Here is a 15,838-nt window from a genome sequence, read left to right on the forward strand (position 1 = left end):
ATGGCCGTGGCACGCACCCGCTGCGTCACGCTGATCGGCGTCACCGCCCACACCGTCGAAGTCGAGGCCGACGTGGGCCACGGACTGGCCGGCACGCATCTCATTGGCCTGCTGGACACCGCCATCAACGAGGCCCGTGACCGCGTCCGATCAGCGCTGCTCAACAGCCGTTTCGGTTGGCCGGACGCACGGATCACCGTCAGCCTGTTCCCCGCCAGCCTGCCGAAGCGGGGCTCGATCTTCGATCTGGCCATCGCGATCGCCGTACTCGGCGCCGCGGGGGCCGTTCCCGCGCAGCGCATCGCCCAGCCGTTCTTTCTCGGCGAGCTGGGACTGGACGGCAAGGTCAGGCCCGTGCGTGGCGTGCTTCCCGCCGCACTCGCCGCAGTCGGGGCGGGGGCCCACACGCTCGTGGTGCCCTCGCTGAACGCGGCGGAGGCGGCGCTCGTTCCCGAGCTCACCGTGGTGCCGGTCGCGAACCTGTCCGAGTTGGTGGAGTGGCTCAGGGAGGACGAGCTCCACCGGCTGCCTATCACGGCGGAGGCGGCCTGTCTCGACGGGCGCGAGGGCGCCTCCCCTGGCGTGGACGACGACCGCGACATCGATCTCCGCGACGTCGCGGGGCAGGCGACCGGCCGCAAGGCGCTGGAGGTCTGCGCGGCCGGAGGGCACAACCTGTGGATGCTCGGCCCTCCGGGCACCGGCAAGACCATGCTGGCCGAGCGGTTGCCGACGCTCTTGCCGCCTCTGCGGCGGGAACAGGCCCTGGAGGTCACGGCGATCCACTCCGTGGCGGGCACGCTTCCCCCTGGCCGCCCGCTGCTCGTCCGGCCGCCCTTCGTGGCTCCGCATCACACTGCGACGGTGGCGGCCGTCGTGGGCGGCGGGAGCGGCCAGGTGCGGCCCGGCGCGGTGTCCCTCGCGCATCAGGGGGTGCTCTTCCTGGACGAGGCGCCCGAGTTCTCGACCAGCGTGCTCGACTCGCTGCGCCAACCCCTCGAGTCCGGCAAGGTCACGGTGGCACGTGCGGCGGGCACGGTGACGTTTCCCGCCCGATTCATGCTCGTTCTCGCCGCCAACCCGTGCCCGTGCGGTGAGGCCGGCACTCCGGGGCACCGCTGCCGCTGTACGCCCACGGCGCGCAGGCGCTATCTGGCGAGGTTGTCCGGACCGCTGCTCGACCGGATCGACGTCAAGGTCCGGGTCGCCCGCGCCACTCGTGCCGAGCTGATGGCGGATCGGCAGGTCGCCGAGTCCAGCCCCATCGTGGCCGAGCGGGTGCTGGCGGCCCGCGAGCGCGCGGTCAAGCGTCTGGCCGGCACTCCCTGGCGGAACAACGCGGACGTGGGCTCGGCCGCGCTCCACACCGATTTCCGGTTGCCGACCGGCGCTCTCGCACCCCTGCATCGAGGGCTCGATCTCGGGACCCTGAGCGCTCGCGGCGTCGATCGTGTTCTCCGCGTGGCATGGACGATCTCTGATCTGGCGGGCAAGGACCGCCCGGGCGAGTCCGAGACATCGGCCGCCCTCGCCATGTGGTTGGGGGTGAACTGATGGCGACACCACGTGAAGCCGACCGCGCGCCCTCCTCGTCGTCCCCGGCGGACGTACCGACGACGGCGAGCCTTCCCGAGGAGAGTGCCCCGTCGAGCCGTGCCACGGAAGCGGAACTGCTGGCGTGCGTCGCCCTCATGCGGATGGCGGAGCCGGGAGAGCGGGTGATGGGAAGGCTGGTCAGGCGTTACGGTGCCGTGGCCGCTGCCGACCAGGCACGACGAGGCGTCCTCGACCCCGAGTTCGCCTCGGCGGAGACGAAGCGTGCCCGGGCCGCGGGGCGCATGCCCGCGCTGGATCGGCTCGCCGCGTCGTGGGCGGCCCGTTACGCCGATCCAGTCCGCGACCTGGCCGAAGGGCGCGAGCAGGGCGCCCGCCTGGTGGTCCCAGGAGATCCGGAATGGCCGACCCAGCTTGAGGACCTCGGGGACGAGCGTCCCTACGGGTTGTGGCTCGACGGCGCGGTCAACCTGCGATTCGCCTGCCTTCGATCAGTGGCGATCGTCGGGGCCAGAGCCGCCACGGCGTACGGCGCGCAGGTGGCGGCCGAGCTGGCCTCCGGCCTCGGTGACCGCCGGTGGACCGTGATCAGCGGCGGCGCGTACGGCATCGACGCCGCCGCGCACCGGGGCGCTCTCGCGAGCGGGATGCCGACCGTCGTCGTCCTCGCCTGCGGCACGGACGTCTGCTATCCCACCGCGCATCAGGACCTGTTCCGTGTGGTGCGGTCACAGGGCGTGGTGATCAGTGAGGTTCCCATGGGGTCCCGGCCGACGCGGCCACGCTTCCTGGTCAGGAACCGGCTGATCGCCGCGCTGTCACGCGGCACCGTGGTAGTGCAGGCCGCCGTACGCAGCGGAGCGCTCAACACCGCCGGCCATGCCTCTGAGCTGAACCGGCATCTGATGGCGGTGCCCGGTCCGATCACCTTGGAGGTTTCCGAGGGTTGTCACGACCTCATCCGGCAGGGACGCGCCGTCTGTGTGACCTCCGTCCAGGAGATCACCGAGCTGGTCGGGACGATCGGCGGTGATCTCGCCCTGGAACGGCGCGGCCCCGTTCATCCTCGTGACGCCCTGAACGACGAGACCAGGCGGGTTCTGGAAGCGGTCCCCTCCCGTGTGGGAACCGGCCCCGCGGCCATCGCCGTCTCCGCGGGCGTGGATCTCACCACCACGCTGAGCTGCCTCGGCCGGCTTGCCGCCGCCGGTTTCATCGACCAGAGCGACCGGGGCTGGCGCCTGCGTCGCGAACAGGACCGGTGATCCACGTGCACCAGATCAATGATCGGGCAGGTCGCTACCATGACTCCCATGGCCGACGGCGTCTTCCACGGCTCGACCCCGACCCCGGACTCCTCGTTCGAGACCGTGCTCGCCGAGTTCGAACGGCATCTGCGGCTGGAACGGGATCTCTCGCCGCACACCATCCGCGCGTACAACGGCGACGCGTCCGCGCTGCTCGGCCACCTCCGCGCGGCCGGGCACGAGCGGCTCGCCGCCCTGGACATCGCCGTCCTCCGCGAATGGCTCGGCGAACAGCACCAGGCCGGGCGGTCGCGAGCCACGCTCGCACGCCGCTCAGCCTGCGCCCGCGTCTTCACCGCCTTCTGCCATCGCCGCGGCTGGTTGACGAGCGATCCCGGGCTGCTCCTGGGCACCGCGAAGGCTCCTCGCCGCCTGCCCACCGTCCTCAGTCAGGACGAGGCCAAGGCCGTGCTGGACCGGAGCGGTGCCGGTCGCACGCGACCTTCGGACCCCCGGCGGAGTTCGGACCCCCAGCAGCATTCGGACCTCCAGCAGCGCTGGGACGTCCAGCAGCATTCGGACTCCCGGCCGTACTCGAACCCCCGGCCGCGTTCGGACCCCCGGCAGAGTTGGGACCCCCGGCCGCGTTCAGGTTCCGGGCAGCGCTCGGACGCCCCTGATTCGATTGCTTGGCAAGGTTCAGGTATCCCAGCGAGCGCAAATGCCACAGCGATGCCAATCGGCACAAATGCCAGCGCTTCGCCGAGTTCGGAGGAACCTCCCCTGCCACAGGAACCTCCGGCGCCGCACGGACCACGAAATACGGGAGCGCCGCTGGCAGCAGGCGATCCGAGGGAACTGCGGGACACCGCGATGCTCGAACTGCTCTACGCCACTGGCATGCGGGTCGGTGAGCTGTGCGGTCTCGATGTCGACGACGTGGATCGCGACCGCAACACCCTGCGCGTCCTCGGCAAGGGGCGCAAGGAACGGATCGTGCCGTTCGGCCTGCCCGCACTGCGGGCCCTGGACGCCTGGTGCGTACGAGGCAGGCCATTGTGGATCCGTGAAGGCACCGGCCCGGCCCTTTTCCTTGGAGTGCGCGGCGGCCGGATCGACCAGGGCACCGTGCGCAAGGTGGTGCACGCCCGGCTCGCCGAGGTGGAAGGCGCTCCCGACATGGGGCCGCACGGGCTGCGGCACACCGCCGCCACGCATCTCCTGGAGGGCGGGGCGGACCTGCGCAGTGTCCAGGAGATGCTCGGGCACGCCTCTTTGGCCACGACCCAGATCTACACGCACGTCTCAATCGAACGGCTCCGCATGGTCTACCGGCAAGCCCACCCTCGCGCCTGAGATCACTTCCCGGCGCCGTAGCCGCGTGTGACCTCGGTAAAGAACCGGTCTCGCCACCCTTCACAACCCCGGGCACCGTCAGCCTTCACAACCAGGCGCGATCACATTCACAACCTCCGGCACGATGCCCCTTCACGACCTCGTGTGCCGCGTACATCCCGTGATCGCCCGTAGGAAAGGCACGCGCCAACACGCGTGAGCGGCAGCGCGTCGGTCACGCCGACGTTCACCCTCGCGGTCAGTCAGCCGTGAGCGTCGGCCCAGATGTTGCGGTACGGCGCGCGTCGACCTCAATTTCGATCTTCATGCGGGGATCGGCGAGACCGCATACGAGCATCGTCGCGGCCGGGCGGATGTCTGCGAAGCGGCGGCGCAGGGTCGGCCAGCACGGCTCGAAATCCTCCCGGTCAGGTAGCAGGTACCGCACTCGGACGACGTCCGAGAGCGAGCAACCCGCCTCGGCCAGGGCCGCTTCGATGGTGCGCAGGCACTGCTCGACCTGCTCGACCACATCCTCGGAGATCGTCATGGTCGCGTAGTCGAACCCCGTGGTCCCCGACACATGAACCCAGTCACCGTGCACCACCGCACGGGCGTATCCGATCTCCTCCTCGAAGGTGGAGCCGCTCATGATCGCACGTCGCTCTGTCATGCGGCGCACACTAAACAACCAGGCATGATACGTCCAATATGTTCGCTAGATCGGCGTGATATCTCTGCACGTATGGATCGCCCTGAACTCGCGCTTCACCAGCTGTACGCCTTCACCGTGCTCGCGGAGGAGCTCCATTTCGGACATGCCGCCCAGCGTCTGGGCATCGCACAGCCCCCGTTGAGCCAGCAGATCCGGCGGTTGGAGGAGAAGGTCGGGCACCCGCTGTTCGACCGGGCATCGGGTCGAGTCGCGCTGACTCCGGCAGGACGGGAACTCCTGCCCTCGGCCCGGCGCGCGCTTGATGAGATCGCGGAGGGACTGGAGACAGCACGGCGCGTGGGCAACGGAGAGGTCGGTCGCATCCGGATCGGATTCGCGGCGTCGCTTGCGCTGACCATCCTCCCGGTGCTGTTGCGCGCCTACCGTGATCGGTATCCGGACGTGGAGACGGAGATCCACGAGATGACGACCGCTCCTCAGATCTCGGCCCTGCACGAGCAGGGCATCGACATCGGACTCCTGCGAGAGCCACCGGCGGATCCGGGCCTGGTGGCCGAGCCGATCCTGTCCGAGAAGTTCGTCGCGGTCCTGCCGTCCGGCCATCCCCTCGCCGCCGAACGCGTCGTTCCCCTGGTGGCACTGGCGAATGAGCCCTTTGTTCTCCTCCCACGCGCCACAGGGCCGACGCTTCACGACCGCATCCTCGGCCTGTGCCGCGATGCGGGCTTCGAACCCCGCATCGGCCAACCCGCGGTGGAGTGGCAGACGGTCGCCGCACTCGTTGAGGCGGGCCTTGGCATCTCCCTCGCCCCGGCGAGCATCCGCCGGGTCCGGCTCGGGGGCGTGGCCTACCGGGCGATCGAGCCGAACACCGCGCGTACCACCGTCGCCATGTGCTGGCGCCGCGACGACAGGAATCCGCTGATCAGGCGATTCCTTGACGTCGCTCGCCGTGAATCACTCGAGTGAGGGCACTGCGCTGAGCGAGGGCCGGGGGGCGGCCGCCCTGTCGGGGACCGACTGCCGGCCCCGATGGCAGCAGGCGGACCTGGCCCAGCCCCAGAAGCAGAAGGGGGTCCAGATACGCGTCCCCGCGCAGGAGACCCCAGTGCAGGCAGGGCGTCGGGCAGTGGCCGGGGAGGTCCTCTGCGACGCCTATCGGGGCACCCGCCTCGACCGCCTGTCCTGGCTGGACCGAAGCCCGGACGGGCATGTACGTCGTCCGCAAGCCTCCCGGGTGGATCACCGTCACGACCCCGCGCCCGGCCAGCGGGGCCGCGTAACCGACGACTCCGGGCCCGGCCGAGCGCACGGTCTCACCGGGCAGCGCTCCGACGTCCACGCCCCGATGCCCGGCCAGCCATCGCTCTGGAGGCGGCTGGAACCGTCTGATCAGAACCGGGCGACCCGCCAGCGGCCACTGCCAGCGTGGCGGATCTCCGGTGATGCGAGCCGGGGACGGCCATGCGAGGAGGGCCACCATCACGGCCAGAATGCGCATGACAGCAGGGTGGCCCGGCGGCACCGCATGCTTACCGACCGAACCCCATTCTGTGGAAAGTGATGACTATCCACAGGCGGTCGCCGACCCGACTCCTCGCCTTATGGCCGGAGCCGGCCGAGCGCCACCCTCTGGCCAGGGGCCGATCCAGGCCGCGCCTCCGGGCAGGATGGGCCCACGCTCCAAGCCGTAGGCCCGACCAGCAACCGACAGTCAGACCATCACCACAGCCGAACCGGGGATCGGCGGTCGACCATCAGCGCAGCCACCAGGGCTCGCACCCAGCCCTCAGACCGGTCACGCGGGCTGATGCCGGAGTTTCGGCCAACCACCACAGCCGACTGGGGATCCAACCTCAACGTCAGGCAGGCCAGCGGGCCGATGCGCGAGCCCCGGTCAGGCATGTTCGTGCCCCCGGTCCCGCCCAACGTCAACCGACCGGGCCCGGACTTCAGTCAGTCGGGCCCGTCAGCGGCGGATCGGACCCGATCACGGGCAGGTCGTCAGCTGGAGAAGCCCTCCTTGGGCATCTCCAGGTCCGGTTTGGCCAGTTCCTCGACGTTGACGTCCTTGAACGTCACGACCCGGACGTTCTTCACGAACCTGGCCGGCCGGTACATGTCCCAGACCCAGGCGTCCTGCATCTTCACGTCGAAGAAGACGTCGCCGTTCTCCGCGGTGCGTACGTCGAGATCGACGGAATTGGTGAGATAGAAGCGCCGCTCGGTCTCGACGACGTAGGTGAACAGCCCGACCACGTCGCGGTACTCCCGGTAGAGCTGCAACTCCATCTCGGTCTCGTATTTTTCGAGATCCTCTGCGCTCATTCCGGTCCTCCTGTTTCGCACCCCGCCAAGGCCGCGCGGTCAGACGACACCGGCCTCCGTTCCATTCTCTCGCATCTCCTCGTCCTCCCCCGTCAGACCACGGCGGACCACGACGGAGAGACCCGTACGCGTCCCGGTGACGGTCACGAAGGAGAACCGGTGATGCGGGGTAGGACCATGATCGGCTAGCGCCCGCCGATGGGCCGCCGTCACATATCCCTTATGTACGGCGAAGCCGTACTCGGGGTGGACGTCGTCCAAAGAGCGCATCAGCCGATCCCTGGTCACCTTCGCCACGATCGAGGCCGCCGCCACGCACGCGGCTACCTGGTCCCCCTTCCAGATCGCCAGGGACGGCGCGGGGAGACCGGGTACCGGGAAGCCGTCGATCAGCACGTATCCCACGTCGATCCCCAGGCCGGCGACGGCGCGGCGCATTCCCGCGATGTTGCATCTGTGCAGGCCGCGACCGTCGATCTCCTCGGGAGGGATGACGACGACGCTCACCGCCCTGGCCTTCGCCGTGATCAGGTCGTACAGCCGCTCGCGCCTGGCGGGGGACAGCAACTTGGAATCGCCCAAACCCTCGATCTCGCGCCCGAGGATGACAGCGGCCACCACCAGCGGTCCGGCGCAGGCGCCTCGACCGGCCTCGTCCACACCGGCGACCGGCGTGAACCCTCGCCGAGCCAGTGCACGCTCGTAGCCGTAAAGTCCCGAATCCCGCCGGACGACGCTCGGGCGCGGGCGATACGCAACTGTCATGACGAACAGCAGCGTACGCCCCATTCCGCCCGGGCGGTACGGCTCTGGCCGCGCGACGCCGCCGGTTGTCAGTGGACCTTGGAGAACGTCTCCGGACGGGAGAGGAAACCGAAACGGGAGAACGGCCAGTAGCGAACGAACGCCCGGCCGACCAGGTCGTCCTCCGAGATCGTGCCCTTGTACTGGTCGTCCATGTACGCCCGAGAGTCCCGCGAGTTGTTCCGATGGTCGCCCATCAGCCAGACCCGGCCCGGGGGAACCTTCACCTCGAACTGCCGCTTCGACGGGTAGACGCCGGGATAGAGGTAGACGTCCTCCTCGTCGATCGGCGTCCCATTCACCGTGATCCGACGTTTGGCGTCGCAGCACTTCACCGTGTCTCCGCCGACGCCGATCACCCGCTTGATGGTGTCCTCGCCGTCCCATCCCTTGAAGACCACGATGTCGCCGCGCTCGACGTCGCCGAACTTGTAGGCGAGCTTGTTCACCACGACCCTGTCGTTGATGAGGAGCGTGTTCTCCATCGACTCCGACGGGATGTAGAACGACTGCATCACGAACATGTGCACGAGCAGTGCCACGACGACACCGCCCAGCGTGAACAGGATGGAGTCACGCAGGCCGGAGGGCTTCTTGGCGGGGGGATCCTTCTCTTCGGTCATGGTCACCTGCGGCAGGTTACCGCCTGCGGCGTAGGCGGCGCCTAAGCGCCATCAGGGGAACCGCCCCCGCGAACCCCGCCAGCACCGGGGCGGCGCCGCCCAGCGCTCCGACGGCGTGCAGGGCGGGCTGGTTGAACGTGTCGGGGATCGGCAGCACCTTGGCCCGGTCGAACGGCCACACGATCACGAAAGCCCGGCCGATCACCTGGTCCACCGGGATGGTGCCGCCGCCGGGATCGCCCTGATGGGACCGCGAGTCCAGCGAGACGGACCGGTGGTCGCCCATCACCCAGAGACGGCCCTGCGGCACGGTGACCTCGAAGTTCGACAGCGAGGGCACGTCGCCGGGATAGAGGTAGGCCTTCTCGTCGAGCGGCGTTCCGTTGACGGTTATCCGCCCCTGGGCGTCGCAGCATTTCACCTTGTCGCCGGGAACCCCGATGACCCGCTTGATGTAGTCCTTCTCGCCGGGGATCACGCCGAAGGAGGTGCCCACCCAGCGGAAGAACCCGACGATCGGGTTCGCGGGCTCCTCATAGGGCACCTCGCCCTCCCAGGAGTCGACCCCCGAGAAGACCACCACGTCGCCGCGCTCGATGTCGCGCACGTGGTAGACGAGTTTGTTGACGAGCACCCGGTCGTTGACCAGCAGGGTGTTCTCCATCGACTCCGACGGGATGTAGAACGCCTGGACCACGAAGGACTTGATGAGCAGGGCCAGCACGAGAGCGACCACGATGAGAACGGGCAGTTCCTTCCAGAAGGAACCCTTTTTCTCCCTGCCGTCACCGGCGGCCTGCTGGGTGTCTTCCGCGACCACGTCCACCCCGTCCTCGGCCGGGCGGCGCGTGCCTGACCCCGGTACCTCGCTAGTCATCGCTGCTGAGCCTAGATGATGTCCCTGACGGTAACTGTCGCCGACTCGGCATCATCGCGGAAAAGAAAATGGCCCGCACCACAGGGGGTACGGGCCACCACCTCGATCGCCTTACTTGGCGGCCGGGACCGCTTCGCGCTTCTCGCGGATGCGAGCGGCCTTACCGCGCAGGTCGCGCATGTAGTAGAGCTTGGCCCGGCGGACGTCACCGCGGGTCAGGAGAACGATCTTCTCGATGACCGGGCTGTGCACCGGGAAGGTGCGCTCGACACCGACGCCGTAGCTGACCTTGCGGACGGTGAAGGTCTCCCGCGCACCGCCACCCTGGCGGCGCAGGACGAAGCCCTTGAACACCTGGATACGGGACCGGTTGCCTTCGACGACGCGGACGTGGACCTCCAGCGTGTCACCCGGACGGAAGGCCGGTACGTCGCTGCGGAGGGCAGCCTTCTCGAGCTCCTGGATCTGCGTGTGCATGACAGCGGTTCCTCATTGACATGGGCGCGCGGAGGTCCACCCGGCCGGGCCACAGGCTCGGCGACAAGGGGGACACGCGCGCTTGGCTTGATACGTCCTGGGAGCCGGGTCTCCGCCCGGCCCTGCCGCCACGACACGTCGGCAGCAGCGATTCAGTTTGCCATATCTTCGGCCGTCACGCGAAACGAAGCGCGTGTCACGGCTCACAGAGCGTGCGGATCCCCGCCTGGACCGGCCTTCTCGCGGATTTCCCCGAGAAGCTGCCGGTCGTGCTTGTCGAGGCTGTCCGGATCCAGCCTGGCGAGCAGTTCCGGCCTCTTCTCCGCCGTACGGCGAAGCGCCTCGTCGCGGCGCCAGCGAGCGATCTTCCCATGGTGGCCGGACAAGAGGATCTCCGGCACGTCGTGGCCGCGCCAGGTGGGAGGCTTTGTGTAGACCGGGCCTTCGAGCAGGTTCTCCATCGTCCCCGGCGCGAACGAGTCGTCGGCCACCGAGGCCGCGTTGCCGAGAACGCCGGGCAGCAGCCGTCCGACGGCTTCGACCATGACCAGCACGGCCGCCTCACCGCCGGCGAGGACGTAGTCGCCGATGCTCACCTCGTCCACTCGCAGGCGGAAGCCGTACTCGGCCATGACACGGGAGTCGATCCCCTCGTATCTGGCAGGGGTGAACAGCAGCCAGGGCTCCTTGGCGTACTCCAGCGCGACTTCCTGAGTGAAGGGCCGCCCGCTCGGCGTCGGCACGATCATCCTCGGCGCGACGGCACCCTCAGGCGCGGCCTCTCCCCCGGCGGCGGCCGCGCCGACCACGGCGTCGATCGCCTCACCCCAGATCTCGGGCTTCATCACCATGCCCGGCCCGCCGCCGTACGGCGTGTCGTCCACGGTCCGGTGCACGTCGTGCGCCCAGTCCCGGAGCTGGTGGAGGCGGATGTCGAGGATGCCGCGCTCGCGCGCCTTACCCATGAGCGAGACGTCCAGCGGGGCGAAGTACTCCGGGAAGATCGAGATGATGTCGACGCGCATCTATTCGGCCTCGTCGAGATCCAGCAGCCCGGGAGGCGCGTCGACCACGAGCACGCCCTTCTCCAGGTCGATCTCGGGGACCAGCGCCTTGACGAACGGCACGTACGCCTCGGCGCGGGACGGGCGGCGCACGACGAGCAGATCCTGGCCGTGGTGCAGGACGTCGGCGACCTCACCGACCGGCTCGCCGCCGACGGTGACCACGGTGAGCCCGACCAACTCGTAGTCGTGGAACTCGTCCGGGTCGCCGGACGGGGGGAGGTCGGCCGAGTCGATCACGAGGAGCGTGCCGCGCAGCGCCTCGGCGGCGTCGCGGCCGTCCACTCCGGCCAGGCTGAGCAGCAGGATGCCCTTGTGCCAGCGGGCACCCTCGATTTCCAGCGGCCCGGCCGTGGCGGGGTCGGTGGCGAGAGCCGTACCGGGGGCGAAGCGCAGCTCCGGATCGTCGGTGCGCACCTCGACGGTGACCTCACCGCGGACCCCGTGCGGTCGGCCGATCCTGCCAACGACTAGCTGCACTTCTCGTCTTCCTCCGATCATGCCGAAAAGCAAGCCGGGGGACCCCCTGACGAGGGTCCCCCGGGTGTGAGGTTCTCCTTAACGGGCCTCGTTCAGGTCGACCAGGTCGACCCGGACGTACTTGCCGTCGGACAACGCGTTGACGACGGTGCGCAACGCCTTGGCCGTACGGCCCCCGCGGCCGATGACCTTGCCGAGGTCGTCGGGATGGACCCGGACCTCGAGGACGCGCCCGGTGCGGATGCGACGGGCACGAACCCGGACATCGTCGGGATGCTCGACGATGCCCTTGACCAGATGCTCGAGGGCCTCCTCGAGCACCTCAGGCCTCGCCTTCCGACTTCTCCTCGCCGGCCGGGGCCTCGGTGACATCGGCGGCCTCGTCGGCCTTCACGGGCTTCTTGGCCTTCTTCGGCGTGGTGGCGGCGGCGCCGGTGTCACCGGACAGCGCCTCCTTGGCCGCGGCCTCGTAGAGGGCGTGACGGTCCGGCTTCGGCTCGGCGACCAGGAGCGGCGCCGGGGCGGGCTGGCCCTTGAACTTCTGCCAGTCACCGGTCAGCTTGAAGAGCTTCAGGACCGGGTCGGTCGGCTGCGCGCCGACACCCAGCCAGTACTGCGCCCGCTCGGAGTCGACCTCGATGCGCGAGGGGTTCTCCTTCGGGTGGTACAGACCGATCTCCTCGATCGCCCGGCCGTCACGCTTGGTGCGGCTGTCGGCGACGACGATGCGGTACTGCGCGTTGCGGATCATGCCGAGCCGCTTGAGCTTGATCTTGACTGCCACGGGTGTGGTCTCTCCTGCTTCAGAGCGTGGGTGAGCGGTGTCACATCGAGTGGGGCACGACGCGAACCCGCCCGAGGGACAGGCGCGACCGGCGGGGTTGAGAGGGCACCCGCGTGGTCACGATGTTCCAACATGACATTCTGCCAGACGATCCGGGGTGCTTGGCGAAATCCCGGTGTGTGCCGGACACGAACAAAACCCTGAGGTCAGGCATCCAACATGGCATGGAGCGAACCAACCGTACATCCCGTGCCATGACGATCTCCGCGGCGGTCGCGAGCCTGGCGTTCGTCGCCGCCTGCGGCGCCGCGGACGCCCGGACCGCCGGCACCGTCTCCGCGGGCGCGGGCACCCCGGCGACCGTTTCCGCAGACAACCCCGCGGCTGTTTCAACGGGCGTCCCCGGGGCCGTTTCGGCGGGCGTCCCCGCGGCGGTTCCGGACATGCCCGGGAAGGCGACCGTACCGGTGACCTCCCCGCCGGGCACGGCCGCGCTCGGGGCCGGGCCGGGAACGGCCGCGCTCGGGACCGGCGCGGCGGCCCCCGCCGCGCCGAAGAGGTGCCGCACCGACGCGCTGAGTGCGCGGATCGGCACGGCGGACGCGGGGGCGGGCCAGCGGTACGCGCCGCTGGTCCTCACCAACACCGGGTCGCGGCCCTGCTGGGTCTACGGTTTCACCGGCCTGATCATGATCGACGGGAACGGCGACGCGCTGCGCACCAGGACCCGCAGGGAGAGCGTCCAGCCGCGCCGGGTCACGCTCCGGCCCGGAGCCGGCGCCCACGCGCGCCTGCACTGGACCGTGGTGCCGACCGGGAAGGAGACCACCTGTCCCCGGTCGGCGCGGCTGATGATCATCCCGCCGGACGAGGTCGCGCACCTCGAGATCCCCTTCGACGCCATGGTCTGCGGCGACGGAAGGATCGACGTCAGGCCGATGGAGCCGGGGACCCGGCTCTGATCACTTCTTGGGGAACTTCAGCTTCGACGGGTCGAACCCGGGCGGCAGCTCCAGGCCAGGCGGGAGCTGGCCCGCGCCCAGCTTGCCGAGCGCTCCGAGGCCCGGCGTGCCGGTCGAGCCGGTCGAGCCGTCCGGGCCGTCCGGGCCGGACGCCGCGCCCGACTTGGCCTGCGCGGCCTTGCGTGGGTCGCCGCTGACGCGGCGGCCCTTCTTGGCCTTCTGCGCCTTCTGCGCCTTGCCCCGACCACCCGGCATGCCGGGGATGCCCAGGCCCTGCGACATCCGCTTCATCATCTTCTGCGCGTCGAAGAAGCGGACGACGAGGTTGCTCACCTCGGTGACCGTGACACCGGAGCCCTTGGCGATGCGGGCCCGGCGCGAGCCGTTGATGATCTTGGGGTCGTGTCGCTCGCCGGGGGTCATGGAACGGATGATCGCGGCGATGCGGTCGAGGTCGCGGTCGTCGACCTGGTTGAGCTGGTCGCGCATCTGCCCCATGCCGGGCATCATGCCGAGCAGGTTCTTGATCGGGCCCATCCTGCGGACCATCATCATCTGCTCGAGGAAGTCGTCGAGCGTGAAGCCGTCGCCGGAGGCGAGCTTGCCGGCCATCTTGGCGGCCTCGGCCTCGTCGAACGTCTTCTGTGCCTGCTCGATCAGGGTGAGGATGTCACCCATGTCGAGGATCCGGCCGGCCATGCGGTCCGGGTGGAAGGCGTCGAAGTCCTCGAGCTTCTCACCGGTGGACGCGAACATGATCGGACGGCTCGTGATGTGCCGCACCGACAGCGCGGCGCCGCCTCGGGCGTCGCCGTCGAGCTTGGTGAGCACGACGCCGTCGAAGCCGACGCCGTCCATGAACGCCTGGGCGGTGCTCACCGCGTCCTGGCCGATCATCGCGTCGACGACGAACAGCACCTCGTCGGGGCTGACCGCGTCACGGATGTCCGCGGCCTGCTTCATCATCTCCTGGTCGATGCCCAGACGGCCGGCGGTGTCGATGACCACGATGTCGTGCTGCTGCCGCTTGGCGTGGTCGATCGACTGCCGGGCGACCGCGACGGGGTCGCCCACGCCGTTGCCGGGCTCGGGCGCGTAGACCGCGGCACCCGCGCGCTCGGCCACCACGGCGAGCTGCTGGACCGCGTTGGGCCGCTGCAGGTCACAGGCCACGAGCAGCGGCGCGTGCCCCTGGTCACGCAGCCACTTGGCGAGCTTGCCCGCGAGCGTCGTCTTACCGGCACCCTGCAGACCGGCGAGCATGATGACGGTCGGCGGGGTCTTGGCGTAGCGGAGCCGCCGGGTCTCGCCGCCCAGGATCTCGATCAGCTCGTCGTTGACGATCTTGACGACCTGCTGGGCGGGGTTCAGCGCCTGGGAGACCTCGGCCCCGCGCGCCCGCTCCTTGACCTGGGCGACGAATGCCTTGACCACCGGCAGCGCGACGTCCGCCTCGAGCAGGGCGATGCGGATCTCGCGGCAGGTCGCGTCGATGTCGGCGTCGGAAAGCCTGCCCTTGGACCGCAGGGAGGAGAAGACCGAAGTCAGCCGGTCGGAAAGCGTCTCGAACACGTGTTTGGCCAGCCTCGAAGCGAGTGGACGGTAAAGAGCTCGCGTCCCAGCCTAGCCGCCCGTGCGGCATGCGTGCCCGAGCCCATGTCGCGTCACCATCCTCCGCCGCTGCCGACATGGGTGGTGAGGGCGTGCTCGACCAGGGTGATGAGCGTGTGCTTGACCGATTCCCGGCTGCGGGCGTCGGTCCGTACGACGGGGACGCGAGAGGAGAGCGTGAGCGCCTCCCTGAGCTCGTCCTCGGTGTGGCCGTACTGCCCGTCGAAGCCGTTGACGCCGACGACGAACGGGAGCTGGGCCTCCTCGAAGTAGTCGACCGCGGGGAAGCTGTCCGCCAGCCGCCGCGTGTCCACCAGCACGACCGCGCCGATCGCACCGCGTACGAGGTCGTCCCACATGAACCAGAAGCGATGCTGACCCGGCGTACCGAACAGGTAGAGGATCAGATCCTGGTCCAGGGAGACCCGGCCGAAGTCCATCGCCACGGTCGTCGTGGTCTTGTGCGGTACCAGCCCGACGTCGTCGATGTCCTTGGACGCGTCGGTCATCACCGCCTCCGTCGTGAGCGGCACGATCTCCGAGACCGCGCCGACGAAGGTGGTCTTGCCCACACCGAAACCGCCCGCCACCACGATCTTCGTCGAGGTCAGACCCCGCTGAGAGCCATGGCTAGAGCCTGCGAAGTCCACTGAGCACCCTTTCAAGCAAGTTCAGATCAGGCTTACCCGCGTCGAGCTGCGGCTGGTGCACGTGCACCAGCCCCTCCGCCGCCATGTCCGCGATCACGACGCGGACCACGCCCAGCGGGATCCGCAGCATCGCCGACACCTCCGCCACCGATCTCACCTGGCGGCACAGCGAGCTGATCGCGCGGTGTTCCGGCGGCCTGCCGGACAGGTCGAGATGCGTGGACGTGGCCGAGGAGACGAGCGCCTCCAGAGCGAGTTGCATGCGCGGAGCCGTGCGGCCTCCCGTCACCGTGTACGGGCGCACCGGCGAGGAGGGCTCCTGGGGAAGCGGGGCGCCGCCGTACGGCTGCCCCCATTGGTCCACCG

The 15,838-nt window shown here is 69.5% G+C and carries 18 protein-coding genes and 2 pseudogenes; 6 read left to right on the top strand and 14 right to left on the bottom strand.

The window, feature by feature from the left end; all coding sequences use genetic code 11:
- The 4 genes and pseudogenes from AB0I59_RS13240 to AB0I59_RS13255 form a co-directional block, all read left to right on the top strand.
- Positions 1-1,554 carry a YifB family Mg chelatase-like AAA ATPase gene (locus tag AB0I59_RS13240; RefSeq protein WP_061259068.1) on the top strand — a complete coding sequence of 518 codons (1,554 nt, stop codon included), beginning with the start codon at positions 1-3 and terminating at the stop codon, positions 1,552-1,554.
- Complete coding sequence (gene dprA / locus AB0I59_RS13245; RefSeq protein ID WP_358132576.1) at positions 1,554-2,819, top strand: DNA-processing protein DprA; 1,266 nt, start codon at positions 1,554-1,556, stop codon at positions 2,817-2,819. The genes AB0I59_RS13240 and dprA overlap by 1 nt, the downstream gene beginning before the upstream one ends.
- Before the next feature lie 48 nt (positions 2,820-2,867).
- Positions 2,868-3,167, top strand: a pseudogene (locus AB0I59_RS13250) (site-specific integrase); the annotation flags it as partial.
- Positions 3,168-3,647: 480 nt separating this feature from the next.
- Positions 3,648-4,157, top strand: a pseudogene (locus AB0I59_RS13255) (tyrosine-type recombinase/integrase); the annotation flags it as partial.
- Between the two features lie 238 nt (positions 4,158-4,395).
- On the opposite strand, the gene AB0I59_RS13260 reads toward AB0I59_RS13255, so the two are convergent.
- A complete protein-coding gene (locus AB0I59_RS13260; RefSeq protein ID WP_061259067.1) occupies positions 4,396-4,809 on the bottom strand; it encodes a RidA family protein in 414 nt (137 codons plus the stop codon).
- A 72-nt stretch (positions 4,810-4,881) separates the two neighbouring features.
- Here AB0I59_RS13260 and AB0I59_RS13265 point away from each other — a divergent pair, with 72 nt between their 5' ends.
- On the top strand, positions 4,882-5,781 hold the full coding sequence (locus AB0I59_RS13265) for a LysR family transcriptional regulator (RefSeq protein WP_358132578.1): 900 nt from the start codon (positions 4,882-4,884) through the stop codon (positions 5,779-5,781).
- Here AB0I59_RS13265 and AB0I59_RS13270 read toward each other — a convergent pair.
- The 10 genes from AB0I59_RS13270 to rpsP form a co-directional block, all read right to left on the bottom strand.
- Positions 5,738-6,313: a murein hydrolase activator EnvC family protein gene (locus AB0I59_RS13270; RefSeq protein WP_358132580.1), complete on the bottom strand. Its 576-nt coding sequence runs from the start codon at positions 6,311-6,313 to the stop codon at positions 5,738-5,740. The two genes, AB0I59_RS13265 and AB0I59_RS13270, sit on opposite strands and share 44 nt — an antisense overlap.
- Before the next feature lie 503 nt (positions 6,314-6,816).
- Positions 6,817-7,140, bottom strand: a complete 324-nt coding sequence (locus AB0I59_RS13275; RefSeq protein ID WP_030511723.1) for a DUF2469 domain-containing protein — start codon at positions 7,138-7,140, stop codon at positions 6,817-6,819.
- Positions 7,141-7,179: 39 nt separating this feature from the next.
- On the bottom strand, positions 7,180-7,905 hold the full coding sequence (locus AB0I59_RS13280; protein ID WP_061259128.1) for a ribonuclease HII: 726 nt from the start codon (positions 7,903-7,905) through the stop codon (positions 7,180-7,182).
- Positions 7,906-7,973: 68 nt separating this feature from the next.
- Positions 7,974-8,567 (bottom strand): signal peptidase I, encoded by a 594-nt coding sequence (gene lepB, locus AB0I59_RS13285; protein WP_061259065.1) that lies wholly within the window; start codon positions 8,565-8,567, stop codon positions 7,974-7,976.
- Positions 8,568-8,583: 16 nt separating this feature from the next.
- On the bottom strand, positions 8,584-9,444 hold the full coding sequence (lepB, locus tag AB0I59_RS13290; RefSeq protein WP_358132583.1) for a signal peptidase I: 861 nt from the start codon (positions 9,442-9,444) through the stop codon (positions 8,584-8,586).
- 111 nt (positions 9,445-9,555) lie between these two features.
- On the bottom strand, positions 9,556-9,921 hold the full coding sequence (gene rplS, locus AB0I59_RS13295) for a 50S ribosomal protein L19 (protein ID WP_061259063.1): 366 nt from the start codon (positions 9,919-9,921) through the stop codon (positions 9,556-9,558).
- Positions 9,922-10,124: 203 nt separating this feature from the next.
- On the bottom strand, positions 10,125-10,946 hold the full coding sequence (gene trmD, locus AB0I59_RS13300; protein ID WP_358132585.1) for a tRNA (guanosine(37)-N1)-methyltransferase TrmD: 822 nt from the start codon (positions 10,944-10,946) through the stop codon (positions 10,125-10,127).
- Positions 10,947-11,465, bottom strand: a complete 519-nt coding sequence (rimM, locus tag AB0I59_RS13305; protein WP_061259061.1) for a ribosome maturation factor RimM — start codon at positions 11,463-11,465, stop codon at positions 10,947-10,949.
- Between the two features lie 78 nt (positions 11,466-11,543).
- The gene (locus AB0I59_RS13310; protein WP_061259060.1) at positions 11,544-11,786 is read right to left on the bottom strand and encodes an RNA-binding protein; all 243 of its coding nucleotides are present in this window, start codon (positions 11,784-11,786) and stop codon (positions 11,544-11,546) included.
- A 1-nt stretch (position 11,787) separates the two neighbouring features.
- On the bottom strand, positions 11,788-12,249 hold the full coding sequence (rpsP, locus tag AB0I59_RS13315) for a 30S ribosomal protein S16 (protein ID WP_061259059.1): 462 nt from the start codon (positions 12,247-12,249) through the stop codon (positions 11,788-11,790).
- A gap of 254 nt (positions 12,250-12,503) precedes the next feature.
- Here rpsP and AB0I59_RS13320 point away from each other — a divergent pair, with 254 nt between their 5' ends.
- On the top strand, positions 12,504-13,211 hold the full coding sequence (locus tag AB0I59_RS13320) for a DUF4232 domain-containing protein (RefSeq protein ID WP_358132588.1): 708 nt from the start codon (positions 12,504-12,506) through the stop codon (positions 13,209-13,211).
- Here AB0I59_RS13320 and ffh read toward each other — a convergent pair whose 3' ends face one another.
- From ffh to AB0I59_RS13335, 3 genes are all read right to left on the bottom strand, one after another.
- Positions 13,212-14,783, bottom strand: coding sequence for a signal recognition particle protein (gene ffh, locus AB0I59_RS13325; RefSeq protein WP_358132590.1), 1,572 nt, complete (start codon positions 14,781-14,783; stop codon positions 13,212-13,214).
- 92 nt (positions 14,784-14,875) lie between these two features.
- Entirely contained in the window at positions 14,876-15,433 is a 558-nt protein-coding gene (locus AB0I59_RS13330) for a GTP-binding protein (protein ID WP_082777354.1), read from the bottom strand.
- A 19-nt stretch (positions 15,434-15,452) separates the two neighbouring features.
- On the bottom strand, positions 15,453-15,836 hold the full coding sequence (locus AB0I59_RS13335; RefSeq protein WP_228637986.1) for a DUF742 domain-containing protein: 384 nt from the start codon (positions 15,834-15,836) through the stop codon (positions 15,453-15,455).
- Positions 15,837-15,838: the final 2 nt, after the last annotated feature.

The organism is Microtetraspora glauca (assembly GCF_040656155.1).
Taxonomy (GTDB): domain Bacteria; phylum Actinomycetota; class Actinomycetes; order Streptosporangiales; family Streptosporangiaceae; genus Microtetraspora; species Microtetraspora glauca.

Coding starts and splice junctions, on each gene's coding strand:
- AB0I59_RS13240 (WP_061259068.1), top strand. CDS start 1: ATGGCCGTGGCACGCACCCGCTGCGTCACGCTGATCGGCGTCACCGCC.
- dprA (WP_358132576.1), top strand. CDS start 1,554: ATGGCGACACCACGTGAAGCCGACCGCGCGCCCTCCTCGTCGTCCCCG.
- AB0I59_RS13260 (WP_061259067.1), bottom strand. CDS start 4,809: ATGACAGAGCGACGTGCGATCATGAGCGGCTCCACCTTCGAGGAGGAG.
- AB0I59_RS13265 (WP_358132578.1), top strand. CDS start 4,882: ATGGATCGCCCTGAACTCGCGCTTCACCAGCTGTACGCCTTCACCGTG.
- AB0I59_RS13270 (WP_358132580.1), bottom strand. CDS start 6,313: ATGCGCATTCTGGCCGTGATGGTGGCCCTCCTCGCATGGCCGTCCCCG.
- AB0I59_RS13275 (WP_030511723.1), bottom strand. CDS start 7,140: ATGAGCGCAGAGGATCTCGAAAAATACGAGACCGAGATGGAGTTGCAG.
- AB0I59_RS13280 (WP_061259128.1), bottom strand. CDS start 7,905: ATGACAGTTGCGTATCGCCCGCGCCCGAGCGTCGTCCGGCGGGATTCG.
- lepB (WP_061259065.1), bottom strand. CDS start 8,567: ATGACCGAAGAGAAGGATCCCCCCGCCAAGAAGCCCTCCGGCCTGCGT.
- lepB (WP_358132583.1), bottom strand. CDS start 9,444: ATGACTAGCGAGGTACCGGGGTCAGGCACGCGCCGCCCGGCCGAGGAC.
- rplS (WP_061259063.1), bottom strand. CDS start 9,921: ATGCACACGCAGATCCAGGAGCTCGAGAAGGCTGCCCTCCGCAGCGAC.
- trmD (WP_358132585.1), bottom strand. CDS start 10,946: ATGCGCGTCGACATCATCTCGATCTTCCCGGAGTACTTCGCCCCGCTG.
- AB0I59_RS13320 (WP_358132588.1), top strand. CDS start 12,504: ATGACGATCTCCGCGGCGGTCGCGAGCCTGGCGTTCGTCGCCGCCTGC.